This is a genomic window from Paenibacillus glucanolyticus NBRC 15330 (assembly GCF_004000885.1).
GTDB classification, from domain to species: Bacteria; Bacillota; Bacilli; order Paenibacillales; family Paenibacillaceae; genus Paenibacillus_AQ; species Paenibacillus_AQ glucanolyticus.
Genome location: NZ_BIMC01000009.1, coordinates 131306 through 152621, shown reverse-complemented (window position 1 = coordinate 152621; position 21316 = coordinate 131306). Strand labels below are relative to the sequence as shown.

The 21316-nt window shown below is 48.9% G+C and carries 26 protein-coding genes; 21 read left to right on the top strand and 5 right to left on the bottom strand.

Annotated features, from left to right (window positions below):
* Nucleotides 1–10: 10 nt before the first annotated feature.
* From ectB to PGL02S_RS15240, 4 genes are read left to right on the top strand one after another with little or no spacing between them, the layout of a single operon-like run.
* Nucleotides 11–1303, top strand: coding sequence for a diaminobutyrate--2-oxoglutarate transaminase (gene ectB, locus PGL02S_RS15255; RefSeq protein ID WP_036643582.1), 1293 nt, complete (start codon nucleotides 11–13; stop codon nucleotides 1301–1303).
* Nucleotides 1300–1710 (top strand): ectoine synthase, encoded by a 411-nt coding sequence (locus PGL02S_RS15250; protein WP_036643580.1) that lies wholly within the window; start codon nucleotides 1300–1302, stop codon nucleotides 1708–1710. Before ectB ends, PGL02S_RS15250 begins: the two co-directional genes overlap by 4 nt.
* On the top strand, nucleotides 1707–2615 hold the full coding sequence (gene thpD / locus PGL02S_RS15245; RefSeq protein ID WP_036643579.1) for an ectoine hydroxylase: 909 nt from the start codon (nucleotides 1707–1709) through the stop codon (nucleotides 2613–2615). The genes PGL02S_RS15250 and thpD overlap by 4 nt, the downstream gene beginning before the upstream one ends.
* Nucleotides 2612–3142, top strand: coding sequence for a DUF2179 domain-containing protein (locus PGL02S_RS15240; protein WP_006212824.1), 531 nt, complete (start codon nucleotides 2612–2614; stop codon nucleotides 3140–3142). The genes thpD and PGL02S_RS15240 overlap by 4 nt, the downstream gene beginning before the upstream one ends.
* 140 nt (nucleotides 3143–3282) lie before the next feature.
* Here PGL02S_RS15240 and PGL02S_RS15235 read toward each other — a convergent pair whose 3' ends face one another.
* Together PGL02S_RS15235 and PGL02S_RS15230 are read right to left on the bottom strand one after the other, a co-directional pair.
* Complete coding sequence (locus PGL02S_RS15235) at nucleotides 3283–3804, bottom strand: DinB family protein (protein ID WP_036643577.1); 522 nt, start codon at nucleotides 3802–3804, stop codon at nucleotides 3283–3285.
* 75 nt (nucleotides 3805–3879) lie between these two features.
* The gene (locus PGL02S_RS15230; protein WP_036643576.1) at nucleotides 3880–4836 is read right to left on the bottom strand and encodes a helix-turn-helix transcriptional regulator; all 957 of its coding nucleotides are present in this window, start codon (nucleotides 4834–4836) and stop codon (nucleotides 3880–3882) included.
* A 106-nt stretch (nucleotides 4837–4942) separates the two neighbouring features.
* Between PGL02S_RS15230 and PGL02S_RS15225 the strand changes: the two genes are divergently transcribed.
* The 7 genes from PGL02S_RS15225 (at nucleotide 4943) to PGL02S_RS15200 (ending at nucleotide 9339) form a co-directional block, all read left to right on the top strand.
* Nucleotides 4943–5599, top strand: a complete 657-nt coding sequence (locus PGL02S_RS15225) for a hypothetical protein (RefSeq protein WP_234973114.1) — start codon at nucleotides 4943–4945, stop codon at nucleotides 5597–5599.
* Nucleotides 5600–5705: 106 nt separating this feature from the next.
* Entirely contained in the window at nucleotides 5706–5930 is a 225-nt protein-coding gene (locus tag PGL02S_RS15220; protein ID WP_006212820.1) for a hypothetical protein, read from the top strand.
* A gap of 28 nt (nucleotides 5931–5958) precedes the next feature.
* Complete coding sequence (gene rnhA, locus PGL02S_RS15215) at nucleotides 5959–6621, top strand: ribonuclease H (protein WP_006212819.1); 663 nt, start codon at nucleotides 5959–5961, stop codon at nucleotides 6619–6621.
* Between the two features lie 29 nt (nucleotides 6622–6650).
* A complete protein-coding gene (locus PGL02S_RS15210) occupies nucleotides 6651–7433 on the top strand; it encodes a Cof-type HAD-IIB family hydrolase (protein ID WP_036643575.1) in 783 nt (260 codons plus the stop codon).
* A 429-nt stretch (nucleotides 7434–7862) separates the two neighbouring features.
* A complete protein-coding gene (locus tag PGL02S_RS28825) occupies nucleotides 7863–8354 on the top strand; it encodes a hypothetical protein (protein WP_244892314.1) in 492 nt (163 codons plus the stop codon).
* Entirely contained in the window at nucleotides 8339–8719 is a 381-nt protein-coding gene (locus PGL02S_RS28820; RefSeq protein WP_244892313.1) for a CPBP family intramembrane glutamic endopeptidase, read from the top strand. Before PGL02S_RS28825 ends, PGL02S_RS28820 begins: the two co-directional genes overlap by 16 nt.
* Before the next feature lie 17 nt (nucleotides 8720–8736).
* Nucleotides 8737–9339, top strand: a complete 603-nt coding sequence (locus tag PGL02S_RS15200; RefSeq protein ID WP_006212817.1) for a TetR/AcrR family transcriptional regulator — start codon at nucleotides 8737–8739, stop codon at nucleotides 9337–9339.
* Between the two features lie 152 nt (nucleotides 9340–9491).
* On the opposite strand, the gene PGL02S_RS15195 is transcribed toward PGL02S_RS15200, so the two are convergent.
* Nucleotides 9492–9875, bottom strand: coding sequence for a RidA family protein (locus PGL02S_RS15195; RefSeq protein WP_036643570.1), 384 nt, complete (start codon nucleotides 9873–9875; stop codon nucleotides 9492–9494).
* A 278-nt stretch (nucleotides 9876–10153) separates the two neighbouring features.
* Between PGL02S_RS15195 and PGL02S_RS15190 the strand changes: the two genes are divergently transcribed.
* From PGL02S_RS15190 to PGL02S_RS15175, 4 genes are all read left to right on the top strand, one after another.
* A complete protein-coding gene (locus PGL02S_RS15190) occupies nucleotides 10154–10555 on the top strand; it encodes an Rrf2 family transcriptional regulator (protein ID WP_006212815.1) in 402 nt (133 codons plus the stop codon).
* Between the two features lie 311 nt (nucleotides 10556–10866).
* A complete protein-coding gene (locus tag PGL02S_RS15185) occupies nucleotides 10867–11511 on the top strand; it encodes a ThuA domain-containing protein (protein ID WP_036643643.1) in 645 nt (214 codons plus the stop codon).
* A gap of 83 nt (nucleotides 11512–11594) precedes the next feature.
* Complete coding sequence (locus tag PGL02S_RS15180; protein WP_036643569.1) at nucleotides 11595–12065, top strand: DinB family protein; 471 nt, start codon at nucleotides 11595–11597, stop codon at nucleotides 12063–12065.
* A gap of 257 nt (nucleotides 12066–12322) precedes the next feature.
* On the top strand, nucleotides 12323–13222 hold the full coding sequence (locus PGL02S_RS15175) for a class I SAM-dependent methyltransferase (protein ID WP_036643568.1): 900 nt from the start codon (nucleotides 12323–12325) through the stop codon (nucleotides 13220–13222).
* A gap of 101 nt (nucleotides 13223–13323) precedes the next feature.
* Here the strand turns inward: PGL02S_RS15175 and PGL02S_RS15170 are convergent, their stop codons facing one another.
* Both PGL02S_RS15170 and PGL02S_RS15165 read right to left on the bottom strand, forming a co-directional pair.
* Nucleotides 13324–13800, bottom strand: coding sequence for a hypothetical protein (locus tag PGL02S_RS15170; protein WP_155984651.1), 477 nt, complete (start codon nucleotides 13798–13800; stop codon nucleotides 13324–13326).
* A 130-nt stretch (nucleotides 13801–13930) separates the two neighbouring features.
* On the bottom strand, nucleotides 13931–14809 hold the full coding sequence (locus tag PGL02S_RS15165; RefSeq protein WP_081742862.1) for an AraC family transcriptional regulator: 879 nt from the start codon (nucleotides 14807–14809) through the stop codon (nucleotides 13931–13933).
* A 204-nt stretch (nucleotides 14810–15013) separates the two neighbouring features.
* Between PGL02S_RS15165 and PGL02S_RS15160 the strand changes: the two genes are divergently transcribed.
* From PGL02S_RS15160 to deoD, 6 genes are all read left to right on the top strand, one after another.
* Nucleotides 15014–15748, top strand: coding sequence for a ThuA domain-containing protein (locus tag PGL02S_RS15160; protein WP_036643565.1), 735 nt, complete (start codon nucleotides 15014–15016; stop codon nucleotides 15746–15748).
* 259 nt (nucleotides 15749–16007) lie between these two features.
* Nucleotides 16008–16943 carry a sugar-binding transcriptional regulator gene (locus PGL02S_RS15155; RefSeq protein ID WP_036643564.1) on the top strand — a complete coding sequence of 312 codons (936 nt, stop codon included), beginning with the start codon at nucleotides 16008–16010 and terminating at the stop codon, nucleotides 16941–16943.
* A gap of 388 nt (nucleotides 16944–17331) precedes the next feature.
* Nucleotides 17332–17997 carry a deoxyribose-phosphate aldolase gene (deoC, locus tag PGL02S_RS15150; RefSeq protein ID WP_036643563.1) on the top strand — a complete coding sequence of 222 codons (666 nt, stop codon included), beginning with the start codon at nucleotides 17332–17334 and terminating at the stop codon, nucleotides 17995–17997.
* A 77-nt stretch (nucleotides 17998–18074) separates the two neighbouring features.
* Entirely contained in the window at nucleotides 18075–19253 is a 1179-nt protein-coding gene (locus PGL02S_RS15145) for a NupC/NupG family nucleoside CNT transporter (RefSeq protein WP_036643562.1), read from the top strand.
* Between the two features lie 79 nt (nucleotides 19254–19332).
* Entirely contained in the window at nucleotides 19333–20511 is a 1179-nt protein-coding gene (gene deoB / locus PGL02S_RS15140; RefSeq protein ID WP_036643642.1) for a phosphopentomutase, read from the top strand.
* A gap of 24 nt (nucleotides 20512–20535) precedes the next feature.
* Nucleotides 20536–21243 carry a purine-nucleoside phosphorylase gene (deoD, locus tag PGL02S_RS15135; protein WP_006212804.1) on the top strand — a complete coding sequence of 236 codons (708 nt, stop codon included), beginning with the start codon at nucleotides 20536–20538 and terminating at the stop codon, nucleotides 21241–21243.
* Nucleotides 21244–21316 lie beyond the last annotated feature (73 nt).

Sequence of the window (21316 nt, the reverse complement as noted above, 5' to 3'; positions counted from 1 at the left end):
GGAGGGAATTATGGACAATCAAGTCATGGAGAAACCGAAGCTTACGGTGTTTAACAATCTGGAATCGGAAGTAAGAAGTTATTGCCGCAGCTTCCAGACGGTCTTTGACAAGGCTCGGAATGCAAGGCTGTGGGATACGCAAGGCAATGAATACATTGATTTTTTTGCCGGCGCCGGCGCGTTAAATTACGGACACAACAATGAGAAGATTCGACAGAAGCTGGTTGATTATATGATGCAGGATGGTGTTACACACAGTCTGGATATGGCTACCGAAGCGAAGGAGACCTTTCTGACCCGCTTTCAGGAAGTCATTCTAAAGCCGCGAGGCTGGGATCATAAAGTGATGTTCCCCGGTCCGACCGGCACGAATGCGGTAGAGGCAGCGCTCAAGATCGCGCGGAAAGTGACAGGGCGTAGCACCGTTCTGTGCTTCACGAATGCCTTTCACGGCATGTCCCTCGGCTCACTGGCTGTTACCGGCAATTCCTTCAAGCGGCAGGGTGCTGGCGTGGATCTGAGCCACTCGGTATTTATGCCTTATGACGGTTACTTCGGCGATGACGTGGATACGATGGCATATATGGAGAAGCTTCTGGATGATCCGGGGAGCGGTATTCCGCTTCCGGCGGCGGTTATCGTTGAAGCTGTACAAGGTGAAGGCGGATTGAATGCTGCGAGCGGGGAATGGCTGCAAAAGCTTGCGCGCATCTGCAAGGATAAGGGGATGCTGCTCATTCTGGATGATATCCAGATGGGCTGCGGCCGAACGGGTCCGTTCTTCAGCTTTGATGATGCCGGTATTGAGCCGGACATCATATGCCTCTCGAAATCGATCGGCGGCTTCGGCTTGCCGATGGCGCTCACGCTGATGAAGCCGGAGATCGATATTTGGGAGCCGGGCGAGCATAACGGCACCTTCCGGGGCAACAATCTCGGATTCGTTGCTGCAGCGGCAGCGCTGAATTATTGGGAAACGGAAGATTTTCAGCTTGATATCGGTATTCGCGAGAATCAGATTCGCGAATCCTTGGATTGTATAGCTAAGGATTATCCACAGCTCAGCGGTGAAATACGGGGCAGGGGGCTGATCCAGGGATTTGCCTTTGATAAGCCGGAGCTCGCAGGCAGATTGTCTGAAATCGCCTTCGAGCAGGGACTGATTATGGAAACGTCAGGTCCGCACAGTGAAGTAGCGAAACTCATGCCACCGCTGACGATTGAGTTGGACACATTGGAGCAGGGATTGGGGATATTTATAAACAGCGTGAAACAATTAGCAGCAGAGGAGAGGTTGTCATGATTGTTAAACATTTGAAAGAGATTGTGGATACGAAGGACGATATCGATGCGAAGACTTGGAATTCGAGAAGACTCCTGCTCACCAAAGACGGCATGGGCTTCTCCCTCAATGACACCATCATTAAGGCCGGAACCGAGACGCTGATCTGGTACAAAAATCATGTCGAGGCTGTATATTGCATCGAGGGAGAGGGTGAGATCCAGGTGGTCGGGGGTGAGACTTACCCCATCTCTCCGGGGATGATGTACGCACTGGATGGACATGAGAAGCATTACTTGAGAGCTCGTTCCCAGATGCGGATGGTCTGCGTGTTCAATCCGCCGCTGACGGGGGCTGAAGTTCATGACGAGGAAGGAACCTACCCGCTCCTCGCCCCCATATCGAACAAAGGAGATGACATGCGATGAGTCATAATCAGGTATCGGCCTTTCAGGAAAAAGAGATGGACGTTTATCCTTCGAGATTGCATTCAGAGCCAAGACTCTTAAAGAGACAGGATCCTGTGGTGTATTCGGACTGGACACCGGATGCTTCTATAACACTGGAGCAATCCGAATTCTATGAGCGCAACGGATATTTGTTTCTGGAAGGTTTCTTCGATCGGGAGGAACTGCAGCACTATCAGGCGGAAGCCCGCAGTCTGCAGGTGACCGCGAGAGAGTCGGAGAAGGATGAAGTTATTCGAGAGCCAGGCGGTGACGAAGTGCGTTCGGTGTTCGCGGTGCATCACAGCCATGCGGTATTCCAGGAGCTGTCCCAGCATCCGAGACTCCTGGCCATTGTGGAATATCTGCTGGGAAGCGAGACCTATATCCATCAATCGCGCATCAATTACAAGCCGGGTTTTACGGGCAAGGAGTTCTACTGGCACTCCGATTTCGAAACGTGGCACGTGGAGGACGGCATGCCGCGGATGAGGGCTTTGAGCTGCTCCATCGCACTAGAGGATAACTATCCCTTTAATGGCCCGCTCATGGTCGTGCCTGGATCCCATAAGGAGTTTGTGGCTTGCGTTGGCAAGACACCGGATAATCACTTCAAGGATTCGCTGCGCAAGCAGGAATATGGCGTTCCTGACCATGACAGTCTGACACGCTTGGTGAAGGAAGGCGGAATTGATACACCTGTTGGCAAAGCGGGATCGATCGTGCTGTTTGACTGCAACATTATGCACGGCTCGAACAGCAATATCACGCCTATGCCGCGCAGCAATATTTTCATGGTCTATAACAGCGTGGAAAATAAGATCGTTCAGCCCTACTCGGGTCAGAGCCCTAGGCCGGAGTACATTGCTGCCCGTGATTCTCGATGATCTCGCTGTCGCTTATCGGCTCGATCATCGGCATCAACGTAGTCTATGTCTCCATTTTTACGCTGCGCTTGATTCTGATGATCAAAGGCAGAAGAGGGGTAGCCTCTCTTCTTGCCATGCTGGAGGTATTCGTTTACTTGCTCGGCCTGAATCTTGTTCTGCAAAATCTGGACAATCCCTTTAATATGGCGGCTTATTGCCTGGGCTTCGGCCTTGGGGTATATGCCGGCAGCCGGATCGAGGAGTATTTGGCACTCGGGTACATCGTGGTACAGGTCATTGTAAATTCCGTAGAGACCAACCTGGCGATGAACCTGAGGGAGAAGGGATACGGCGTGACCGCATGGGAAGCGGATGGCAAGGACGGCAAGCGGCTCGTGCTGCAGGTTCTCGTGAAACGGAAGAACGAGCGCCGTCTGATGGAGACGCTGGGCAAAATGTCGCCGCAGGCGTTTATCATCTCTCATGAACCGAAAAGCTTCAAAGGCGGCTTCTGGGTGCGGTTGACGGAAGGTCGCAAATTATAGAACGCGTGACAAGGCATAGCCTGCTCGGAACCTGGTTTTTCGAAGCAGGCTTTTTTTATATGGCAGTATGTCGGGTTTCGTACAGTAGGAACAGCTAGCCACTTGCGAGTCAAGAAAGGAGCTTTCGATTCTTCAAATCCTCACTTGAGGACCTGCTCCGACTCACTCCGGTACCAAAAAAAAGCGTAATCGGTCATCGTGGAGGAGCTTCCGAGCTGGCGCAGCATGGCGGTAATATTTCCCCGACGGTAGGTGCCATGATTCACGATGTGCAGCACGATTTCGGAGAAGCGGGTATCCCGGATGCCGGCATAGGGATTATCCAGCCGAATGCTCTGCTCAAGATCCGGATGCTGAGACAGAAAGGCCGTGAATTGTTCTGACAGCTCGATAAACCGAAGATTCAGGTCCTCCAGCAAAATTGTTTCCAGCTTCTCGCGAAGCAGGTAGGCATCCGCTAAAGCAGCGTTCATGTCCGTCCCGGACAATATCTTCATCCAACCGAGATCCGTTGTGTAGATGTGAGTCAACGCCTCGGATACGGTCGGGAAAATGCTCGTTATTTTCCGGTTGTATACATCGCCCGGCAGCTCCAGCAGACGGTTGAATATGGCTTGATTCGCCCAAGCATGGTATTCATACATTTTGACGGGATAATTCATGAGCATTGTCCCCTTTAGCTTCGTGATTTGGTTTTGTTGAGATCAGTGTAAATAAAAAAGTATGACAGCGGACTGTCATACTTTTGCATAAAGCCGCAGCATTTTTTCTAGCTTGGATTGCATGCGTGTCCTTAAGCTGGCAGGCTCTATGATCTCGATATCCTCACCAAAGCTCAGCAGGGTGGACCAGAGCCACCCGGAGTCCGGATGGTCGATTTTAAATGTAAGGCGGAGTGATCCGTCCTCACAAAATTCCCGCTGGACATCATAGAAATGGTCCATTGCCTTCGCCAAAGCTTGAGTTGATACATGCAGCACGACTTCAATGCCATCTGAGGAAGCTTTCCATGCATGCGTTTCGTTCCTGTGGTGCTGCCGCTCTTGAAGATGGGGGCCTTGGGTGTGCTCCTCCGAATGTTTGCGCTGAAAGGGCTCAGCGGATGCAGAGAGCTCCGACATTCTTGATATGCGGAATTCCCGGTAGTCGGCCCGGGTTCTGCAGAATCCGTACACATACCAGACGCTATATTTATACATAAGCCGAAGGGGCTCAACCTTCCTGTAAATCCGCTCATTTTTGGCGCTGATGTATTGAAAGGAAATCACGTGTTGATCCGTAATGGCGCCGCGCAGAAGACGAAGCGATTCATGGTGTGACCGCCAGCTCCCGATATCCATGGACAATCCTCGCGATGCAGAGCTGCCGGAACGGTCAATGGTCTGCAGCCGCTGTATGGTATCCATTGCCCGTTCATCCTCAAACACGGTTGACATGCTGTGCAGGATCGTGATTAAGGCGCTGACGTCGTAAGAGCCAAGCAGGCTTCTGTCCATCTTATATTGTTCCATGATGCCATATCCGCCGTTCACCCCTTGATAGGATACAACCGGAATGCCGGCTGCGCAGATTGCGTCAATGTCCCGATAAATGGTTCTCTGGGATACGTTATATTTCTCAGCCAAGGCAGACGCCGAGAGAATTTCGTTGTTCAGCAGCATATAAATCATGGATATGAGCCGCTCCAATTTCATATCGGGTTGAACCCTCCTATCCTTATTGGGTCTATTCTCCAATGATTCCGTATTATATCATAGCTTTATAGAAAGAAAGGGGAGGAAGACACAGATGAGACAAAATATGAAATCTTTATTATTATCGCTGCTTGCAGCGTTATCTGTGCTGGCATTGTCCGCGTGCAGCGAGTCAGCTCTGTCGGATCCGGAGAAGGAACAAATTGTGAAGCAGGTTGAGCAGCTGGAGACGGCCGAATATAAATTGCTGCATTTTCAGATGGACTACCCGAAGTATCAGGCGGAGCTGGACGGGATTGTCAGCGATTCGTACAGGGATGTTATCAGCGACCGCATTATTTTCGGATATAACGAGAAGGAATATCGTGCTGCGGATTTGATGGGGATGCCCAAGGAGGAGTACGAGAAGCACAAGGAGCATATGCTCGGGCTGATTCATTCTATGGGGATGGACGAGGAGAAGGCCGTTCTCCGCGTTTCGGAGCCTTATGGAAGCGAAGGGGCAGATGGTGTCTATGTCTACGTCTCGGAATCCAGGGAGCTGAAGGAGAGACTGCTGTCGCAGACGAACCGAAGATATTCGCTGGACAACGCGAGCGGATCGTGGACCATCACGAATGTAGATCAGGATAAGGTCACGATCGGAAGTGACGAACGTGATGACGAGGCTGAGGCGAAGCTGAACGGGCTGGAATACCAGACGCATGACGGAGTGAAGATCGTTTATCGGGACAAGGCCCTTGCGTTTGATGGATGGAAATGAACAGCTGTGTAAAGGGAGTGGGAGTCTGCGCGAGCTTTTCGTTCCATTCCCTTCGGGTTTGCCGTACAATATAGGGGAATTCCATAATATAAGGAGTGTGAGCCTCATGGCCCGTACCAAAACACAAAAAGCGCTCCGCCAAGCGGAACGTGCCGGCACATGGTCAGCCGCGATGATGAGAAAGACCAATGAAGATTATAGTTCACTGTCACAGCATGTGAGAGTCAAACCTACGAAACAAGAACAATTGCATAAGGTCAAACACAGAAAGCGGATCGGAGACGATGGCGCTTTTTTTGTTGGTTTTGGGGGATGTGATATAGTACGCTAGAGAGGTTAGCTCAGGATGGAGGTTTATGATGGCGAAGCAGAAATTTTATGTAGTCTGGGTAGGTAAGGTGCCCGGAATTTATACAAGCTGGGCCGAATGCCAGCAGCAGGTGAACCAGTTTACTGGCGCTAAATTCAAGGCGTTCGAATCCCGAAGCGAAGCGGAGAAGGCTTATGCTGCGGGCTATAAGAATTACTGGGGACAGCAGTCCGGAAGCGGTGCCGGAAGTTCAGCATCCAAGGGTTTCAAGCGAAGCAGTGCTTCACCTGACATAGATCCGGGAGAGATCGATTACGATAGCATCTCAGTGGACGTGGGAACGCGGGGAAATCCGGGACCTGTGGAATATAAGGGTGTAGATACTCAAACCGGGGATATTCTATTCTCATGCGGACCCATCCAGAAGGGGACGAATAACCTCGGCGAGTTTCTGGCGATCGTTCATGCGTTAGCTTATTTAAAGAAAATAGGAAGCACCAAAACGGTGTACAGCGATTCCATGAATGCGCTCAAGTGGCTGAAGCAGAAGAAGGTGGTGTCTACACTCCCGCGGGATGCATCAACCAAGGAAATCTGGGATCTGGTGGACCGGGCAGAGCACTGGCTTAGAACCAATACCTATGAGAACAAGGTGTTGAAATGGCAGACGAAGAGCTGGGGAGAGATTAAGGCCGATTACGGGCGCAAATAAAGAGAAAATTAACAGGAGGAAACCATACGATGACGTACAAAGCCGTGTTTTTTGATATAGATGGAACGCTTGTGAATGAAGAGAAGGAAATTCCACAGGATACGATCGATGCGATTCATCAGTTGAAAAAGAACGGGATCGACGTTTTTATTGCCACAGGGCGGGCGCCGTACTATTTTGAGCATTATGCTAGGCAGCTAGGTGTCGATTCCTTCGTAAGTTTTAACGGATCTTATGTCGTGTATCAAGGGAAAGCGGTATACGAGCACCCGATCTCCGAGAAGACGCTGGAGCTGTTGGAAAATACGGCGCTTGCGCACAATCACCCGATTGTGATGCAAGGTGCGGAAGCGGGATTTGCAAACCATGAGGAGCATCCGTATGTTGCCGAGTCTTTCTACGATCTGAGGGTCGAAGTTCCTGGATACCGCAGCAGCTATTGGAAAGAGGCCAAGGTATATCAAGCGCTGCTGTACTGTGAGGCGCATGAGGAAGAGCTGTATACCTCTGCAGAGGCTCCGTTCAGCGATGTGAGCTTTGTGCGCTGGCATCGGGTCGCTATGGATGTCATTCCGGGAGGCGGTTCGAAAGCCAAGGGGATCGAGGCTGTGCTGAAGCATCTCGGGATTACCGCCGAGGAAGCCGTGGCCTTCGGGGACGGGCTTAACGACAAGGAAATGCTGTCTTATGTAGGGCTCGGTATTGCCATGGATAATGCGCATGAGGAAGTGAAGCCGCTTGCTGATTATGTAACCAGGCATGTGAACGATGGCGGCATTCGCCATGGATTGGAGTATGCGGGCCTGATATAGGACAGGTTACATCATATGACCCGAAATCGGGCGCTGCCGCGGGCAGGCCTAAATTCATAAGCGAAGACAGGGAGGAGCTTCCCTTGTCTTCGCTTTTTTTAATATACCTTAGCGATATGCAGAAAAATCCAAATTCTATATTGTGGATAATTCAAGCTCTCACAGCAGTGAGACTCTTAATGGACTGTGCATAACATCGTTTTGGAGTTCTTTATACACAGAGTTATGAACATTATCCACGCTAGATTCGTGTAAATTGAATTTAAGTCGCATATTCCATGAAAGTTATCCAGTGTTTGTGAACATATGTGGAGAAGTGCAAAGATAAGTGAGCGTCAAAACTCTTGTTCAATGTTGACAGACCAAAATCAGCTATGTATATTTTATTTACCGACTATATAGTCGGTAAATAAAATGAGAGATGGGTGAATGTCATTGGAAAAAAAATATGGCCTTCAACCGCTGATACCGTTCAGCGTCAAATCTTTAGCAGGCTTCATCATCATTTTTATGATTTGGCAGGGCGGCACTTTATTGTGGCTCAGTCTGCTTCATAACTTGATTCCCGCTACTCGCTCAGGACTGCCTGGTCTGATCACGCTGTATTTGTCCTTTGTTTTCCTGATTCTCGGAGTTTTCCTAGTCACCAGATATTTCTTCAAAATTCGTTTTAGAACATTTTTGTTTGAAGGTAATAGGCCTGATTTCCGGAAGTTTGTACGTTATTTTTTATGGTATTTATTTGCCCTTATCCTGTATTTGCTTGTGGATATAGGCGTACATCCTCAAGCTTTTACGCTTCATTTTGATCCGCTTCCATGGTTAGGTGTACTCCTCATTACCGCTCCTTTGATTTTGCTGCAAAGGCTGCTGAAGAGATTTTCTTCAGAGGCTATATGTACCGTATGTTCAGATCATTAAGAGGCGGGGTATTCTGGTCCATCTTTGCCACTTCCCTAACCTTTGCCCTGATCCATGGTTTTAATCCCGAAATGCTAAACTATGGGATTTTTGGACCGTTGTATTACCTGCTGGGGGCCTTCTTTCTGGGAATCGTTGCTTACCACACCAATGGTCTGGCTGCTCCCATCGGGATCCATTTTGCCACGAATATTTTTAATACATCCATTTGGGGATATGGATCATCGACGTTGGATAATATGGGACTGCAGAGCATTGTATACCGTCACACGCTGGATATGCCGTTTGCATTCTTTGGGATTTTTGCTATTGTTATCACATATGGGGCTTTTCAATTTTTCAAGCATCAAAGGAACCGTTCATAAGGTTCCGGGAGGAACATATGACCAGAAGGCGACTGCCAGCAGAAGAAGCAAAAACGATCATATTAAACCATGCCAAGTTATTATTTATTGAAAAAGGTTATGACCGAGCCACAATGGACGACTTGTGTGCATCGACACAGATGAGTAAAGGCAATTTGTATCATCATTTCAAAAATAAAGAGGTGCTCTTTCTCCAATTGCTTACCCAGCATGCGGAACAAATGTCACAAAAGTGGCTTCATTTGATGGAGCATTCCACGTCTCCCAGCGAACAGCTGATTGAAATGGCTGATTTATTCGGCAGAGATTGTGAAAGTCCATTAGTCCAAGCACTCGAAGAGTATGCCAGAACACTTTCTAGCGAATCCGAGTCATTGGCTACATTGAGAGAGATCACAGAAGCAGCCTATCGTGCAATAAGGCAAGTGCTGCAAACGGGGATCGACCAAGGCGTCTTTATTAATGAAGATATCGAAACGTTGAGTTTTGGTGTAATGTCCACATTGGCTGGAGCAACGCAGCTCTGCCTAACGATGCCAAATCTAAGCGGGGACGAGTATGCAGCTCTGCATGTCAATGCGGTCAAGCTGCTATTAAAGGGGATATCGATTGAACGATAATGAAATGGCCGGAGCAGCCTTGCGAGAAAATGATACACACGTAAAAGCCGCATCGTTGCGGCTTTTTGTGTTTTTACGATCTATAATTTTGTCTAAACCGGAGGGTGATCCAAAGCTCGGGCCGCACCTGCTGTGCCGACCACGGTGACGAGTTAGTCCGTGTGTGCAACGGCGCTTATTTCAATCCATTGTTCAGCGGACGCAAGATAGGTCACGCCGAGGAGACAGCCAGCCGGCCGGTGTTGTCCTACGTATTCCTTGAACAGTCTGATGACCGGATCGAAATGTTCTTCAGCGTTTGTTAAATAGATCTCCACATAAGCGAGGTTCGACCTCGTGACATCAAATCCCGCCAGTACGCGATCTAGATTTTCCAGCGTTTGCCGGGTTTGTGCCTCGATATCGCCTTTGCCAACGAACGTGCCCTCCGTGTCGTGGGAAAATTGCCCCGAAATGTAGATAGTTCCGTTTACGGAGTAACCCTGGGTGATGCCGTGATCCCAAAGACTGTGATTGTAGCTTTTGATATTCGTCATTTTTTTCTCTCCTTTACTTGAAGTAAGGTTAGTATAGATTGAAAGTATATAAAAAAATAGTACGCACATTATTGATAGGTACTATCAAAAAGGATAGTGTACGAAGTGAGAATGAGAAGGGCTTGAGCTCAAAATTGATCATGTGAAGAAATTCGATGTATGTAAGCCAGAAACATGCACATGGTTCAATACGGCGTAAAGCGCATGTTTTCTTCTTGACGTAATGAAATAAAATAGCTATTATAGACCTGTGAAGTCCCTAATAGAGGTGATGTTGAATGAAGTACTCCAAGGCCACAGACTATGCCCTCCATACGATGCTCTTTCTTACTGCGGCGACTCCCCAGAAACCAATAGGCGTACAGCAGTTGGCGGAGCGACAAAGTGTGTCTCCCACCTATCTGTCCAAAATACTGACCAAGTTGGTGAAGGCGGGCATGATCGAATCGATAACGGGGGTGAATGGCGGCTATCGCCTCAAACGAAATTGGGAAGATATTTCGTTTCTGGATATTATCCATGCGATTGAAGGTTCGGCTTCCTTGTTCGATTGCAGTTTCGATCATGGACCAGGATGCCCGATTCAGAAGGTGGTGTTGTCGGCAGAAGAGAAGATGGAAGAACTGTTGAGAAATCAGAAAATGTCGGATCTTGTACGTGAACATAACATCGTTATATGATCCTTCCTTTTTTTAAGTCAATTAAAGACAATAAGAGTCTTTGAAGTCTGTAATATGATTTTTAACGGGCATGATTGAATCGATGATGGGGGTGAATGGTGGGTATCGATTTAAACGAAGCCGTTAGCCCATGGGTGACAAGTGATGGTTATCTAGCGGCCGTGCCGCCGGATGTGTCTGCCGATCGCATTATTTTTTAGCTTGTGATGGACCCCCCAATGCGCACCTTGGCGAACAGCTGATCTTGATGGATTATAAAGGACAAGAGCGACCCTGATCAATGGGAAGGAGAGGAGACTATGAATATCAATATGAAAGCAATTGCGCTTGGACAATACGAGGGAGCGAAATATCATCCTTTTGCGCATATTGATCACGAATTACAAACCATATTTGAACCTATGGACGTTGAATGTACGGATGATTACGCCGTGCTTCAGGAGGATAAGCTGGAGGGCTATGATCTGTTCATATCGTACGCGGATTTCTCGGATCTGGAAATAACCGCAGATCAGGTACAAGCGCTCATATCCTATGTGAGAAACGGTGGCGGTCTGCTAGTCATCCATAACGGTATCTCACTGCAGCAAAGCCAAGAGCTCGAAAAGTTAATCGGCGGCAGGGTTACGGGACATCCGGACTATACGTCACTGCCAATTCGATATAATCGGGGGAGTCACCCTATTGTGGAGAACTTAAGCGATTTTACGATAGATGAAGAACCGTTCCGGTTCGAGCTGAGTCCGCATGAATCAGCGGTTATACTTGCCGAATATGTGCATGATGGCCAGCGGTGGCCTGCTGCGTGGGCACATACATATGGCTCTGGCCGCGTAGTATACCTGATGCCGGGGCATCATCTTCCATCTTTCCAGGTGGAATCCGTGCGTAAGCTGATTCGGAATAGCGGAATGTGGGCTGTTCGGGGGGCGAAGAGTAGTGATGCTACATCCTAATTTTAGGATAACGTGCATCTAACTAGGTGGGGAAATCCGCAATTTAATCATACGTAGCTTATTATCAAAAGGAGGGGAAGAAGATGGATGTATTCAAAAGCCAGTATGATTTGATTAAGCGTACAAGGGAATCATTATTTCGTTACTGCGAAACTATGTCCCCCACAGATTATGCTAAAGAAGTTGAAGCCCTGGGCGGAGTTTCTATTCGGAGTCTGCATGTTCATGTAGCTGATTGTTATCGGGTATGGTTGGGGAATCGTGGCCTTGGCAAATCACTTCCCAGATTAAAACCAGAATCCGTTGACAATGTGCAGGGAATGCGTGAAGTTTTTAAGAAAACGGATGCCCTGGTTTATGAATTTCTGAATGAATTTAAAAACCAATGGGATCCTACCGTTCAAGCATCCTGGCAGAGTGACAGCGTAGAGTTAACCGAATTATGGCTATTTACCCATGCCATCACGCACGAATTTCATCATAGAGGACAAATTGTGAAAATAGGCAGGCAGCTCGGATATATCCCGCCGAAAATGAACCTCGCTAAATCTTAGTGATTTCATTTCATGGAGATACGTTACTGCCCGAGCTGGTGAAGGCGAGCATGACAATCCTGGGCCAGAACGCCCGATTGTTGTTGCGATTGCAGGTTTCGTCCTTTCTCTTTTCATGAAGCGTGTTCACATATCGGTCAGAAGGACAGGAACGTTTAGCGATTCCCGACCCCATGTGAAAAATGATTATGAATAGACCTCCATGTTGGTTTTTCAATTGAGTCATAAAAATCGTGAGAAAATAGGTGATATATACAATGAGCCATGAACTGTTTGATTCGGCGGTATGGGAAAAAGCATGGAAGGAAGATCCGTATACGGGTGTAAACAAGATGAAGAGGGCCGGCATCGACCCGGCTCATTCATTTGATTCATCGGCTAAGTCATTCAATAAAGAAGTGTTCAGCGAAGAAGGCAGACAAAGGGCTAGACGGATTATGAACTGGCTGGAGGACCAGGGCGTTGAATTTTCAGGATCTTCTGTTCTGGATATAGGTGCGGCGTCGGGTGGCTTTTCCGTACCTTTCGCGGAGCGGGGAGCGGATGTAACCGCGGTGGAAACCTCCCTTCCGTTGGTCGAGCTCCTGCAGCAGAATAGTTCAGCCTTGGTCAATGGAACGGTCAAGGTGGTACACGAACCTTTCGAAAATATTGATCTTGAGGCAAAAGGATGGGAGCGAGCCTTTGATCTTGTCTTTGTCTCCATGTGCCCGGTTTTGGTTGATTGGGCCAGTGTGGAGAGGGTACTGAGCTGCGCGAGGGCGTTCTGCTACATGAGCTTGGCGGTAGGTTTCAGGGAGCACAGCCTGGTTGACGAGATATGGCCGCTTGTCACTGATCGCCCCCGAAAGACCGAGCATTTGGAGATGATTTACCTGACCCAATTACTGCTGCTGAAGGGCTACTCTTATCAATCGCTGGTAACCCGAGAGGTGAAAACAACAACGCTTTCCAAAGAGGCGGCATTCCATGATACGATCAAATGGTTGAATATGCACGGCTTGACTGTGGATGAGCGGGTTCGTGGCATCGTCTCGAGGCATTTGGACAATCATTATCCGACTGACGAGGTTCCGCTTCGGCAAGGAGGCAGCTTTGGTAAGGTGCTCGTTCGATTGCAAGACGAGAATATGTACAGCAGAGAAGATAGGGGTTAGCCCGAACAGCATGGGGGCAAGAATAACTTCCCAAATGTTTTGCCATCCCGTATCCAAACGATACTACATTCAGCGTTTTCGGCAAAACCGGAAATACTCCCTTAACTTTCTTTTGTAGGCGTAGAATTAACCACTTTCCATTGATCCTGTTGGTAAGCTAGAGTTACTTTTGCGGTGAGCCCGCCCTCATTCGAACGATACTTGCTTACCTCGATAGTCATGTTGTTCTGATCCGATTGCTCCTGCTTTTCGATGCTCAGTAAAATCCCTTTACGTTTGGTATCACTAGCGTAATATAACCCTTGCGCAACCAATTGTTCATAGGTGAGATGATAAATCTTCACGTTATATCGGCTTTGCAGGTATTCCTCGATGCTCTGCTTATCTGAATCCTCTAATGGAAGCTGTTCATCGAAATCCAGTGAAATGAACTCCATGCCGTCATTGAGGGCTGTATCGGTTGATATTAATTCATCCAGCGCCAAGCGATAAGGCTCCGCTAAACCGTTCCGCGAATCTGAGTCAGTAACGCCATTGGCGCAAGCTGATATGAGAAAAACGACTACAACACTGAGCACAACATACAACGACTTGAATCTTATGATAATCCCCTCCTTGGCATTCGCTACTTAAACTAACGCATTCCGTCCATTTAATGTTCCATTTATGCCTGATATTTTCCAACAAAAAAAGCGGCTGACCGCCGCTTTATTCCTTCTCATGCACCTGTTTATAGTATTGATTGGGGGACATGCCAACGTATTTTTTGAACACCTTGCTGAAATAGAATGGATCATCCAGGCCGGTCAGATACCCGATCTCCCCGAAGCTGAGATGGGTGGCCTCAATCAGCTCCTTGGCATGATGAATCCGGACTTGGTTCACGTAGCGCATGATCGTAAGGCCAGTGAGCTTGGCGAACACCCGGTTGATGTAGTCATAATTGCATTCGAAGCGCAGCTCGATTTCCGAGCTGATGATCTTCTGGGCGTAGTGTTCATGGATGTAATCCAGCAATGCATGCACCTTCATGTAGGACTTGGTATGCGGGCTGTCGTTCTCCAGCTCGTCGAAGAGGCTCTCGCGGGACAGCTCGATCAGCATTTCCATGAATTTGAGCGCGGTCAAACTGCGGTTGAAGTGCTTGCGTCGGTACAGTTGCAGCATTTCACCCAGGGCATGGTGCATATGATGGAGGCTTTTTTTCTGTGTCAAGGTGCAGGTCTTAGGGAAGTATAGCTGCCTGTTGCTATCCTTGCCTGCGGGGTCGCTCTCACCCATTATCCATTGTTTGGCAAGCAGGGATAAGGGACGGTCCGGTGCGGGATGAATATCCGGATGTTCAAAATGAATATAGTAGTAGTCGCAGGCATGCTTGCGGGTCCCCTCATGGTCCATATGCGGTTCAAGCACGAGCAAGTCGCCTTTCTTGAGCACATGGGCCACACCATTCTCCTGAAGATGAAGCTCGCCGCTCTTCACAAAATACAGAATAAACTCGTGCGTATTCCGCTTGAAATGAATCCAGGGGTTCTTGTAGGAGACAAATCCCATGAGTTTGATTCTTGGTACATAGTCCGCGTTCATCGATAGCACGAATACACCCTCTCTCCCCCAAAAAAACGCAAAGTCGTTTTTGTACAAAAAGAGTAACTTTCTCACATTCCCGTTCATTGTAACACAGCCTATACTTGGGGTGAATTTAAATGGTTTGCCAACGAACGATGGATGTTATTTGCTGATTTTGGTCGGAAGAACGCAGAATGATCATACTTTGGGAGGTCACTAACCATGGCTAGGATTAATGTAACGGTATGGAATGAATATCGGCACGAGAGACATAATGAACAGATTGCAAAAATTTACCCCCAAGGCATACACCGGACGATTGCGGACTTTCTGGAGAAGGATGCCGAGTTTTATGTACGTACAGCCGTTTTGGATGATCCGGAACATGGTCTGACAGATGAAGTGCTAGCTTCAACAGACGTTCTGCTCTGGTGGGGGCATGTGGCACACGGTGAAGTGAGAGATGATATCGTGGAAAAAGTACGCCAGCGCGTACTGGACGGCATGGGGATCATTGTGCTCCATTCCGGGCATGGATCGAAGATTTTTCAGCGCCTTCTCGGCACGAATACTGGCGCCCTGAAATGGCGTGATGATGGCGAGAAGGAACGTTTATGGGTTATTGATCCAAGCCATCCTATCGTTAGCGGGCTCGGAGAGTATATCGAAGTTCCGCAGGAGGAAATGTACGGAGAACGCTTTGAGATTCCGGCACCGGATGAACTGGTGTTTGTCTCCTGGTTTGAAGGCGGCGAGGTGTTCCGCAGCGGCTGCTGTTATAAGCGGGGGCGCGGCAGGCTGTTCTATTTCAGACCGGGTCACGAAGCGTTCCCTACCTATCATCTGCCGGACATTCAGCAGGTAATCGTGAACGCCGTAGGCTGGGCGGCACCGATCCAAGGTGCCAAGGCTTCCTATGGCCGAGTATCTCCGCTCGAATACAATCAGCCCGTATAGGCTTGTAGATGGTAAGTGGCAAGTGCCCGTTGTTAACGTGTGAAGCGACTGAGTTTTCAGCGATAGCATGTGCTGCGCGGGTGCTTGTCTGTTTTTGCAAGGAGGCAGTTGGTTGACACAGGAATTCCTATGATGCTGCACATCAAATTGCGAACATATCGCAAATTTATGTGCTTCTTTTGCATGGCTATCGAAATCCGCATAAGAACGCTGTATAATGTACCCAAATTGTATACGACACAACAAAGTGGGTTGGATGATGGAACAGGATAAACAGCGTCTCAGTATCGAGGCCGCAAGATTGTACTATATGTCGGATTACAGCCAGCAGGATATCGCCACCAGGCTCGGCGTTTCACGCCCTACGGTTTCAAGGCTTCTTCAGCACGCTAAAGAGCAGGGGTATGTGCAGATCAGCATTGTGGACCCGCTTGAGAATCTCGATGCTTTGGGCGAGAGGGTCAAGAAGGTATACAAGCTGGAGGAAGTGCTCATTAGCTATTCTCCCATCAATGAGTATCGTGAAATTCAGAAGCATATCAGCAAAAGGGCAGCCGATTATTTGCATGAAACGGTTCAGGATGCTGACATTATCGGCGTGACCTGGGGAACGACCATGCATGCCGTGGCGCTACAGCTGCAGCAGAAATCGGTCCGTGGCGTAGAGGTCGTGCAACTGAAGGGCGGGGTCAGCCATTCGCATGTGAACACGTATGCAGCGGAGATTGTCAATCTCTTCGCGGAGGCGTACCATACGATGGCGAGATATTTGCCGCTGCCCGTCATATTTGACACGATGGAACTGAAGGAAATGGTTGAGAGGGACAGGCATATCCAGCGAATCATTCAATTAGGCAAGCAAGCCAACATTGCCATGTTTACGGTGGGCACGGTGCATGAAGATGCGCTCCTCTTTCGACTCGGTTACCTGAGCGAGAAAGAACAGAAGCTGCTGCAGCAGGTCGGCGCAGGTGATATCTGCTCCCGGTTTTTTGACGCCGAGGGCCGGGTGTGCAGTGAGGATATCAACAGCCGTACGGTCGGCATCGATTTGAAGGATTTGCGGCACAAGGAGAAATCCATTCTCGTTGCAGGCGGACAGCGAAAGGTAGATGCCATAAGAGCTGCGCTGATCGGTAAATATGCCAACATACTTGTGACGGATCAGTTTACGGCGCAAGCTCTGCTTCCATGAAATCGTGCATGTCGATGCACAAGAAGGATCAAACACACCTCATTGCGGTGATCATCGAAGCGGATCGGCTTCGTGCTCACCTTCATGAGGTGTGTTTGTGCTGTGGAATATGTGACGGACTAGTGAGGGAACCGTATCTTCTGTTTATGTTTACCCCGACAGGGTATAGAGCATAGTAAACAAAGAGTTGTTAGATTATTCCTGAATGATGGCAAGTTGTTAAGCGAACAATGATAAATATCATTGCCATAAATCGGAATGAACATATTTTCATCATGTGTTTTACATATGTTCATAGCTGTGATATGATGGTCCCGTCTACAGGTTTAAGCGTAATGAGAGCGCTTTTACAAAATTACAAAAATTATATTAGGGAGTGTTTAACCAGATGAATATAGCAGGAATGATTGACCACACACTGTTGAAGGCGGATGCAACCCAAGCCGAGATTACGAAACTTACGGATGAGGCCAAAAAATACGAATTTGCTTCGGTTTGTGTGAACCCGACTTGGGTATCCTACTGTGCTGAGCAGCTTGCGGGCACTAAGGTTAAAGTATGTACCGTTATCGGCTTCCCGCTGGGAGCTTCGACAACAGCAGCCAAAGCATTTGAAGCGAAGGACGCTATTGCCAATGGGGCTGGAGAAGTGGATATGGTCATTAACATCGGGGCGCTTAAAGATCGTAATGATGAGCTCGTGCTTAAGGATATCCAAGCTGTAGTGGATGCAGCTAAGGGCAAAGCGCTGGTTAAGGTCATCATTGAGACAAGCCTTCTGACCGAGGAAGAAAAGGTGCGTGCATCCGAGTTGTCCGTGAAAGCGGGAGCGGATTTTGTTAAGACCTCTACAGGCTTCTCTACAGGCGGAGCTACTCCGGAAGATGTTGCCTTGATGCGCAAGACCGTTGGTCAGAACACCGGCGTTAAGGCGTCCGGCGGCGTACGCAGCAAAGAAGATATGGAAGCTATGATCAAAGCGGGCGCAACCCGAATCGGTGCAAGCTCGGGCGTGAAAATCATGGAGGGCGGCCAGTCCAGCTCATCCTATTAATGTAACCAGCAGTTCTGAATGATCATCGGGTTAACCGTGTTATATCATAAAAATTCACCTATGGGGGAACAACGACGATGAAATTTTTAATCGCCATACTAGGTTTGCTGGTCGTATTCGGTCTTGCGTTCCTTATCAGTAATGATAAGCGCAAAATTCGTTATCGTCCGCTGGCTGTAATGATTGTGCTGCAGCTGATCCTGGGATTTATCCTGCTGAACACCAATATCGGCGAGTATCTTGTCAAAGGGATAGCGAATACGTTTAAAGCGCTGCTTGACTACGCGGGAGCCGGAATCGAGTTTGTATTTGGTGGCATTGCCAATGAAGGTGCAGGTCCGTTCTTCTTGAACGTTCTGCTGCCCATCGTGTTTATTTCCGCGTTGATTGGTATACTTCAATATATTAAGGTACTGCCGTTTATCGTAAGATATATCGGTCTCGTCTTAAGTAAAGTCAACGGCATGGGAAAGCTGGAGTCTTACAATGCGGTAGCTTCCGCGATCCTGGGGCAATCCGAGGTGTTTATATCGGTTAAAAAACAGATCGCCTTAATTCCGAAGCACCGTATGTATACGCTCTGTGCTTCCGCGATGTCCACGGTATCGATGTCGATCGTCGGGGCATACATGACCATGATCGAGCCACGGTACGTGGTGACCGCGCTGGTACTCAACCTGTTTGGCGGATTTATTATTGCTTCCATCGTGAACCCATATAAGGTGGAGAAGGATGAGGATATCCTGGAAGTGCAGGAAGAGGAGAAGCAATCCTTCTTCGAGATGCTGGGTGAATACATCATGGACGGTTTCAAGGTAGCGATTACCGTTGCCGCGATGCTTCTCGGATTTGTTGCATTGATCGCGATGATCAACGGCATCTTTGATCTGATTTTCGGGATATCTTTCCAAGAGCTGTTAGGATTTATCTTTGCTCCCTTTGCTTTTGTCATGGGTGTGCCTTGGAAAGAGGCAGTGGACGCCGGCAGTATTATGGCAACGAAGCTTGTATCGAATGAGTTCGTAGCCATGCTTGAGCTGTCCAACTTCACGAATCTGTCCGAGCGCACCATTGGTATCGTGTCCGTATTCCTGGTGTCGTTCGCAAACTTCTCCTCCATCGGCATTATTGCCGGTGCGGTGAAGGGGCTAAACGAGAAGCAGGGGAATGTGGTTGCACGTTTCGGCTTGAAGCTGCTGTACGGTGCAACGCTGGTAAGCGTGCTGTCTGCAACGATTGCCGGACTGTTCCTGTAACCAAGGGATGGAAGTAAACAACAAGCGAGCCTTATGGATAGTTTGATTTTTGAGATCATATAAGAGGGGGAGCATGGATATGGAACGTTTTGACCGAATTCACTTGATTGTACTGGATTCTGTAGGCATCGGTGAGGCACCGGATGCGGCTGATTTTGATGATATCGGATCTGACACGCTGGGGCATATAGCCCGCGAATGCGGGGGGCTCAACATGCCGAATATGGCAGCGCTTGGGCTGTCGAACATCCGGGAGATCGAAGGAGTGCCTGCTGCCGATAAGCCTCGGGCTTATTATACGAAGATGCAGGAAGCTTCGAACGGCAAGGATACGATGACAGGTCATTGGGAGATCATGGGCCTGTATATTGATACGCCTTTCCGAGTGTTCCCGGACGGTTTTCCGGATGAGCTGATTCAGCGGATTGAAGAGAAGACCGGACGCAAGGTTATCGGCAACAAGCCGGCAAGCGGAACGGAGATCATTGAAGAGCTTGGCGAGGAGCATGTAAAGACAGGTGCGCTGATTATTTATACCTCGGCGGACTCTGTACTGCAAATCGCGGCGCATGAGGATGTGGTTCCCCTGAAGGAACTGTATGAAATTTGCGAATTCTGCCGCGAAATTACGCTGGAAGATCCTTATATGCTCGGCCGGATTATTGCGCGTCCGTTCACTGGCGAGGTTGGCAGCTTCAAGCGTACCGCGAACCGGCATGATTATGCCTTGAAGCCTTTTGGACGCACAACCATGAACGAGATGAAGGATGCAGGACTCGAAGTGATTGCCCTCGGCAAAATCTCCGATATTTATGATGGTGAAGGCATTACGAAGGCTGTCAGAACCGTATCGAATATGGACGGCATGGACAAAATGGTGCAGACCATGGATGATTCCTTCAAGGGTCTGAGCTTCATAAACCTCGTGGACTTCGATGCGGTTTACGGGCACCGCCGCGATCCGAAAGGATATGGCCAGGCATTGGAGGATTATGACCAGCGCCTGCCAGAGGTGTTCGAGAAAATGACAAACGATGATCTTCTGATTATCACAGCAGACCACGGGAATGATCCTACTTACAAAGGGACGGATCATACGCGGGAATACGTACCGCTGCTTGTCTACTCCCCGCGTTTTGCGGAAGGCAAGGAGTTGCCGCTGCGCAAGACCTTTGCCGACATTGGGGCCACGGTTGCAGACAATTTCGGGGTGAAGCTGCCGGAGCATGGCATAAGCTTTTTGAATGATTTGAAATAAATCGAAAAGTGGAGGAATTTGCACATGAGTACACATATTGGAGCGAAGCCGGGAGATATCGCAGAATCGATTCTGCTGCCAGGCGATCCGCTGCGGGCTAAATTTATTGCCGAGACGTATCTGGAGGATGTAACCTGCTACAACGAAGTGCGGGGGATGCTCGGATTTACGGGAACTTATAAGGGAAAGCGCATCTCCGTGCAGGGCTCGGGCATGGGCGTGCCTTCCATCGGTATCTATGTCAACGAACTCATTCGTGATTATGGCGTCAAAAATTTGTTCCGTGTCGGAACCTGCGGCGCGATGCAGGAGCATGTTCGTGTGCGCGACGTCATTCTGGCTCAGGCAGCATGCTCGGATTCCGGTATGAACCGCCATCACTTTAGCGGCTATGATTTCTCTCCGATTGCCAGCTTCCCGCTGCTGCTTGGTGCATATGAGCGCGGCAAGGATAAGGGCTTGAAGATGCATGTCGGCAATGTGTTCACATCCGATGTATTTTACCGTGAGGACAAGTCGGTGGTTGAGAAGCTGATGCAGCATGGCGTGCTGGGCGTAGAGATGGAGACAACGGCTCTCTACACGATTGCGGCACGGTTCGGTGTGAATGCCCTGACAATCTTGACGGTAAGTGACCATTTGCTGACAGGGGAAGAGACATCCTCCGAGGAGCGCCAAACCACGTTTAACGAGATGATGGAAGTAGCGCTGGATACGGCGATTTCGTTGTAAGGAATGACGAAGGAATCCGGGGGCAGCAGCGATCGGTCGAACCATTCGCGTTTGTAGTGCTGCCCATAGAAAG

Excerpts from the sequence above, each read along its gene's own strand:
- ectB (WP_036643582.1), top strand. The coding sequence starts at position 11 with ATGGACAATCAAGTCATGGAGAAACCGAAGCTTACGGTGTTTAACAAT.
- PGL02S_RS15250 (WP_036643580.1), top strand. The coding sequence starts at position 1,300 with ATGATTGTTAAACATTTGAAAGAGATTGTGGATACGAAGGACGATATC.
- thpD (WP_036643579.1), top strand. The coding sequence starts at position 1,707 with ATGAGTCATAATCAGGTATCGGCCTTTCAGGAAAAAGAGATGGACGTT.
- PGL02S_RS15240 (WP_006212824.1), top strand. The coding sequence starts at position 2,612 with ATGATCTCGCTGTCGCTTATCGGCTCGATCATCGGCATCAACGTAGTC.
- PGL02S_RS15235 (WP_036643577.1), bottom strand. The coding sequence starts at position 3,804 with ATGAATTATCCCGTCAAAATGTATGAATACCATGCTTGGGCGAATCAA.
- PGL02S_RS15230 (WP_036643576.1), bottom strand. The coding sequence starts at position 4,836 with ATGAAATTGGAGCGGCTCATATCCATGATTTATATGCTGCTGAACAAC.
- PGL02S_RS15225 (WP_234973114.1), top strand. The coding sequence starts at position 4,943 with ATGAAATCTTTATTATTATCGCTGCTTGCAGCGTTATCTGTGCTGGCA.
- PGL02S_RS15220 (WP_006212820.1), top strand. The coding sequence starts at position 5,706 with ATGGCCCGTACCAAAACACAAAAAGCGCTCCGCCAAGCGGAACGTGCC.
- rnhA (WP_006212819.1), top strand. The coding sequence starts at position 5,959 with ATGGCGAAGCAGAAATTTTATGTAGTCTGGGTAGGTAAGGTGCCCGGA.
- PGL02S_RS15210 (WP_036643575.1), top strand. The coding sequence starts at position 6,651 with ATGACGTACAAAGCCGTGTTTTTTGATATAGATGGAACGCTTGTGAAT.
- PGL02S_RS28825 (WP_244892314.1), top strand. The coding sequence starts at position 7,863 with ATGTCATTGGAAAAAAAATATGGCCTTCAACCGCTGATACCGTTCAGC.
- PGL02S_RS28820 (WP_244892313.1), top strand. The coding sequence starts at position 8,339 with ATGTTCAGATCATTAAGAGGCGGGGTATTCTGGTCCATCTTTGCCACT.
- PGL02S_RS15200 (WP_006212817.1), top strand. The coding sequence starts at position 8,737 with ATGACCAGAAGGCGACTGCCAGCAGAAGAAGCAAAAACGATCATATTA.
- PGL02S_RS15195 (WP_036643570.1), bottom strand. The coding sequence starts at position 9,875 with ATGACGAATATCAAAAGCTACAATCACAGTCTTTGGGATCACGGCATC.
- PGL02S_RS15190 (WP_006212815.1), top strand. The coding sequence starts at position 10,154 with ATGAAGTACTCCAAGGCCACAGACTATGCCCTCCATACGATGCTCTTT.
- PGL02S_RS15185 (WP_036643643.1), top strand. The coding sequence starts at position 10,867 with ATGAAAGCAATTGCGCTTGGACAATACGAGGGAGCGAAATATCATCCT.
- PGL02S_RS15180 (WP_036643569.1), top strand. The coding sequence starts at position 11,595 with ATGGATGTATTCAAAAGCCAGTATGATTTGATTAAGCGTACAAGGGAA.
- PGL02S_RS15175 (WP_036643568.1), top strand. The coding sequence starts at position 12,323 with ATGAGCCATGAACTGTTTGATTCGGCGGTATGGGAAAAAGCATGGAAG.
- PGL02S_RS15165 (WP_081742862.1), bottom strand. The coding sequence starts at position 14,809 with ATGAACGCGGACTATGTACCAAGAATCAAACTCATGGGATTTGTCTCC.
- PGL02S_RS15160 (WP_036643565.1), top strand. The coding sequence starts at position 15,014 with ATGGCTAGGATTAATGTAACGGTATGGAATGAATATCGGCACGAGAGA.
- PGL02S_RS15155 (WP_036643564.1), top strand. The coding sequence starts at position 16,008 with ATGGAACAGGATAAACAGCGTCTCAGTATCGAGGCCGCAAGATTGTAC.
- deoC (WP_036643563.1), top strand. The coding sequence starts at position 17,332 with ATGAATATAGCAGGAATGATTGACCACACACTGTTGAAGGCGGATGCA.
- PGL02S_RS15145 (WP_036643562.1), top strand. The coding sequence starts at position 18,075 with ATGAAATTTTTAATCGCCATACTAGGTTTGCTGGTCGTATTCGGTCTT.
- deoB (WP_036643642.1), top strand. The coding sequence starts at position 19,333 with ATGGAACGTTTTGACCGAATTCACTTGATTGTACTGGATTCTGTAGGC.
- deoD (WP_006212804.1), top strand. The coding sequence starts at position 20,536 with ATGAGTACACATATTGGAGCGAAGCCGGGAGATATCGCAGAATCGATT.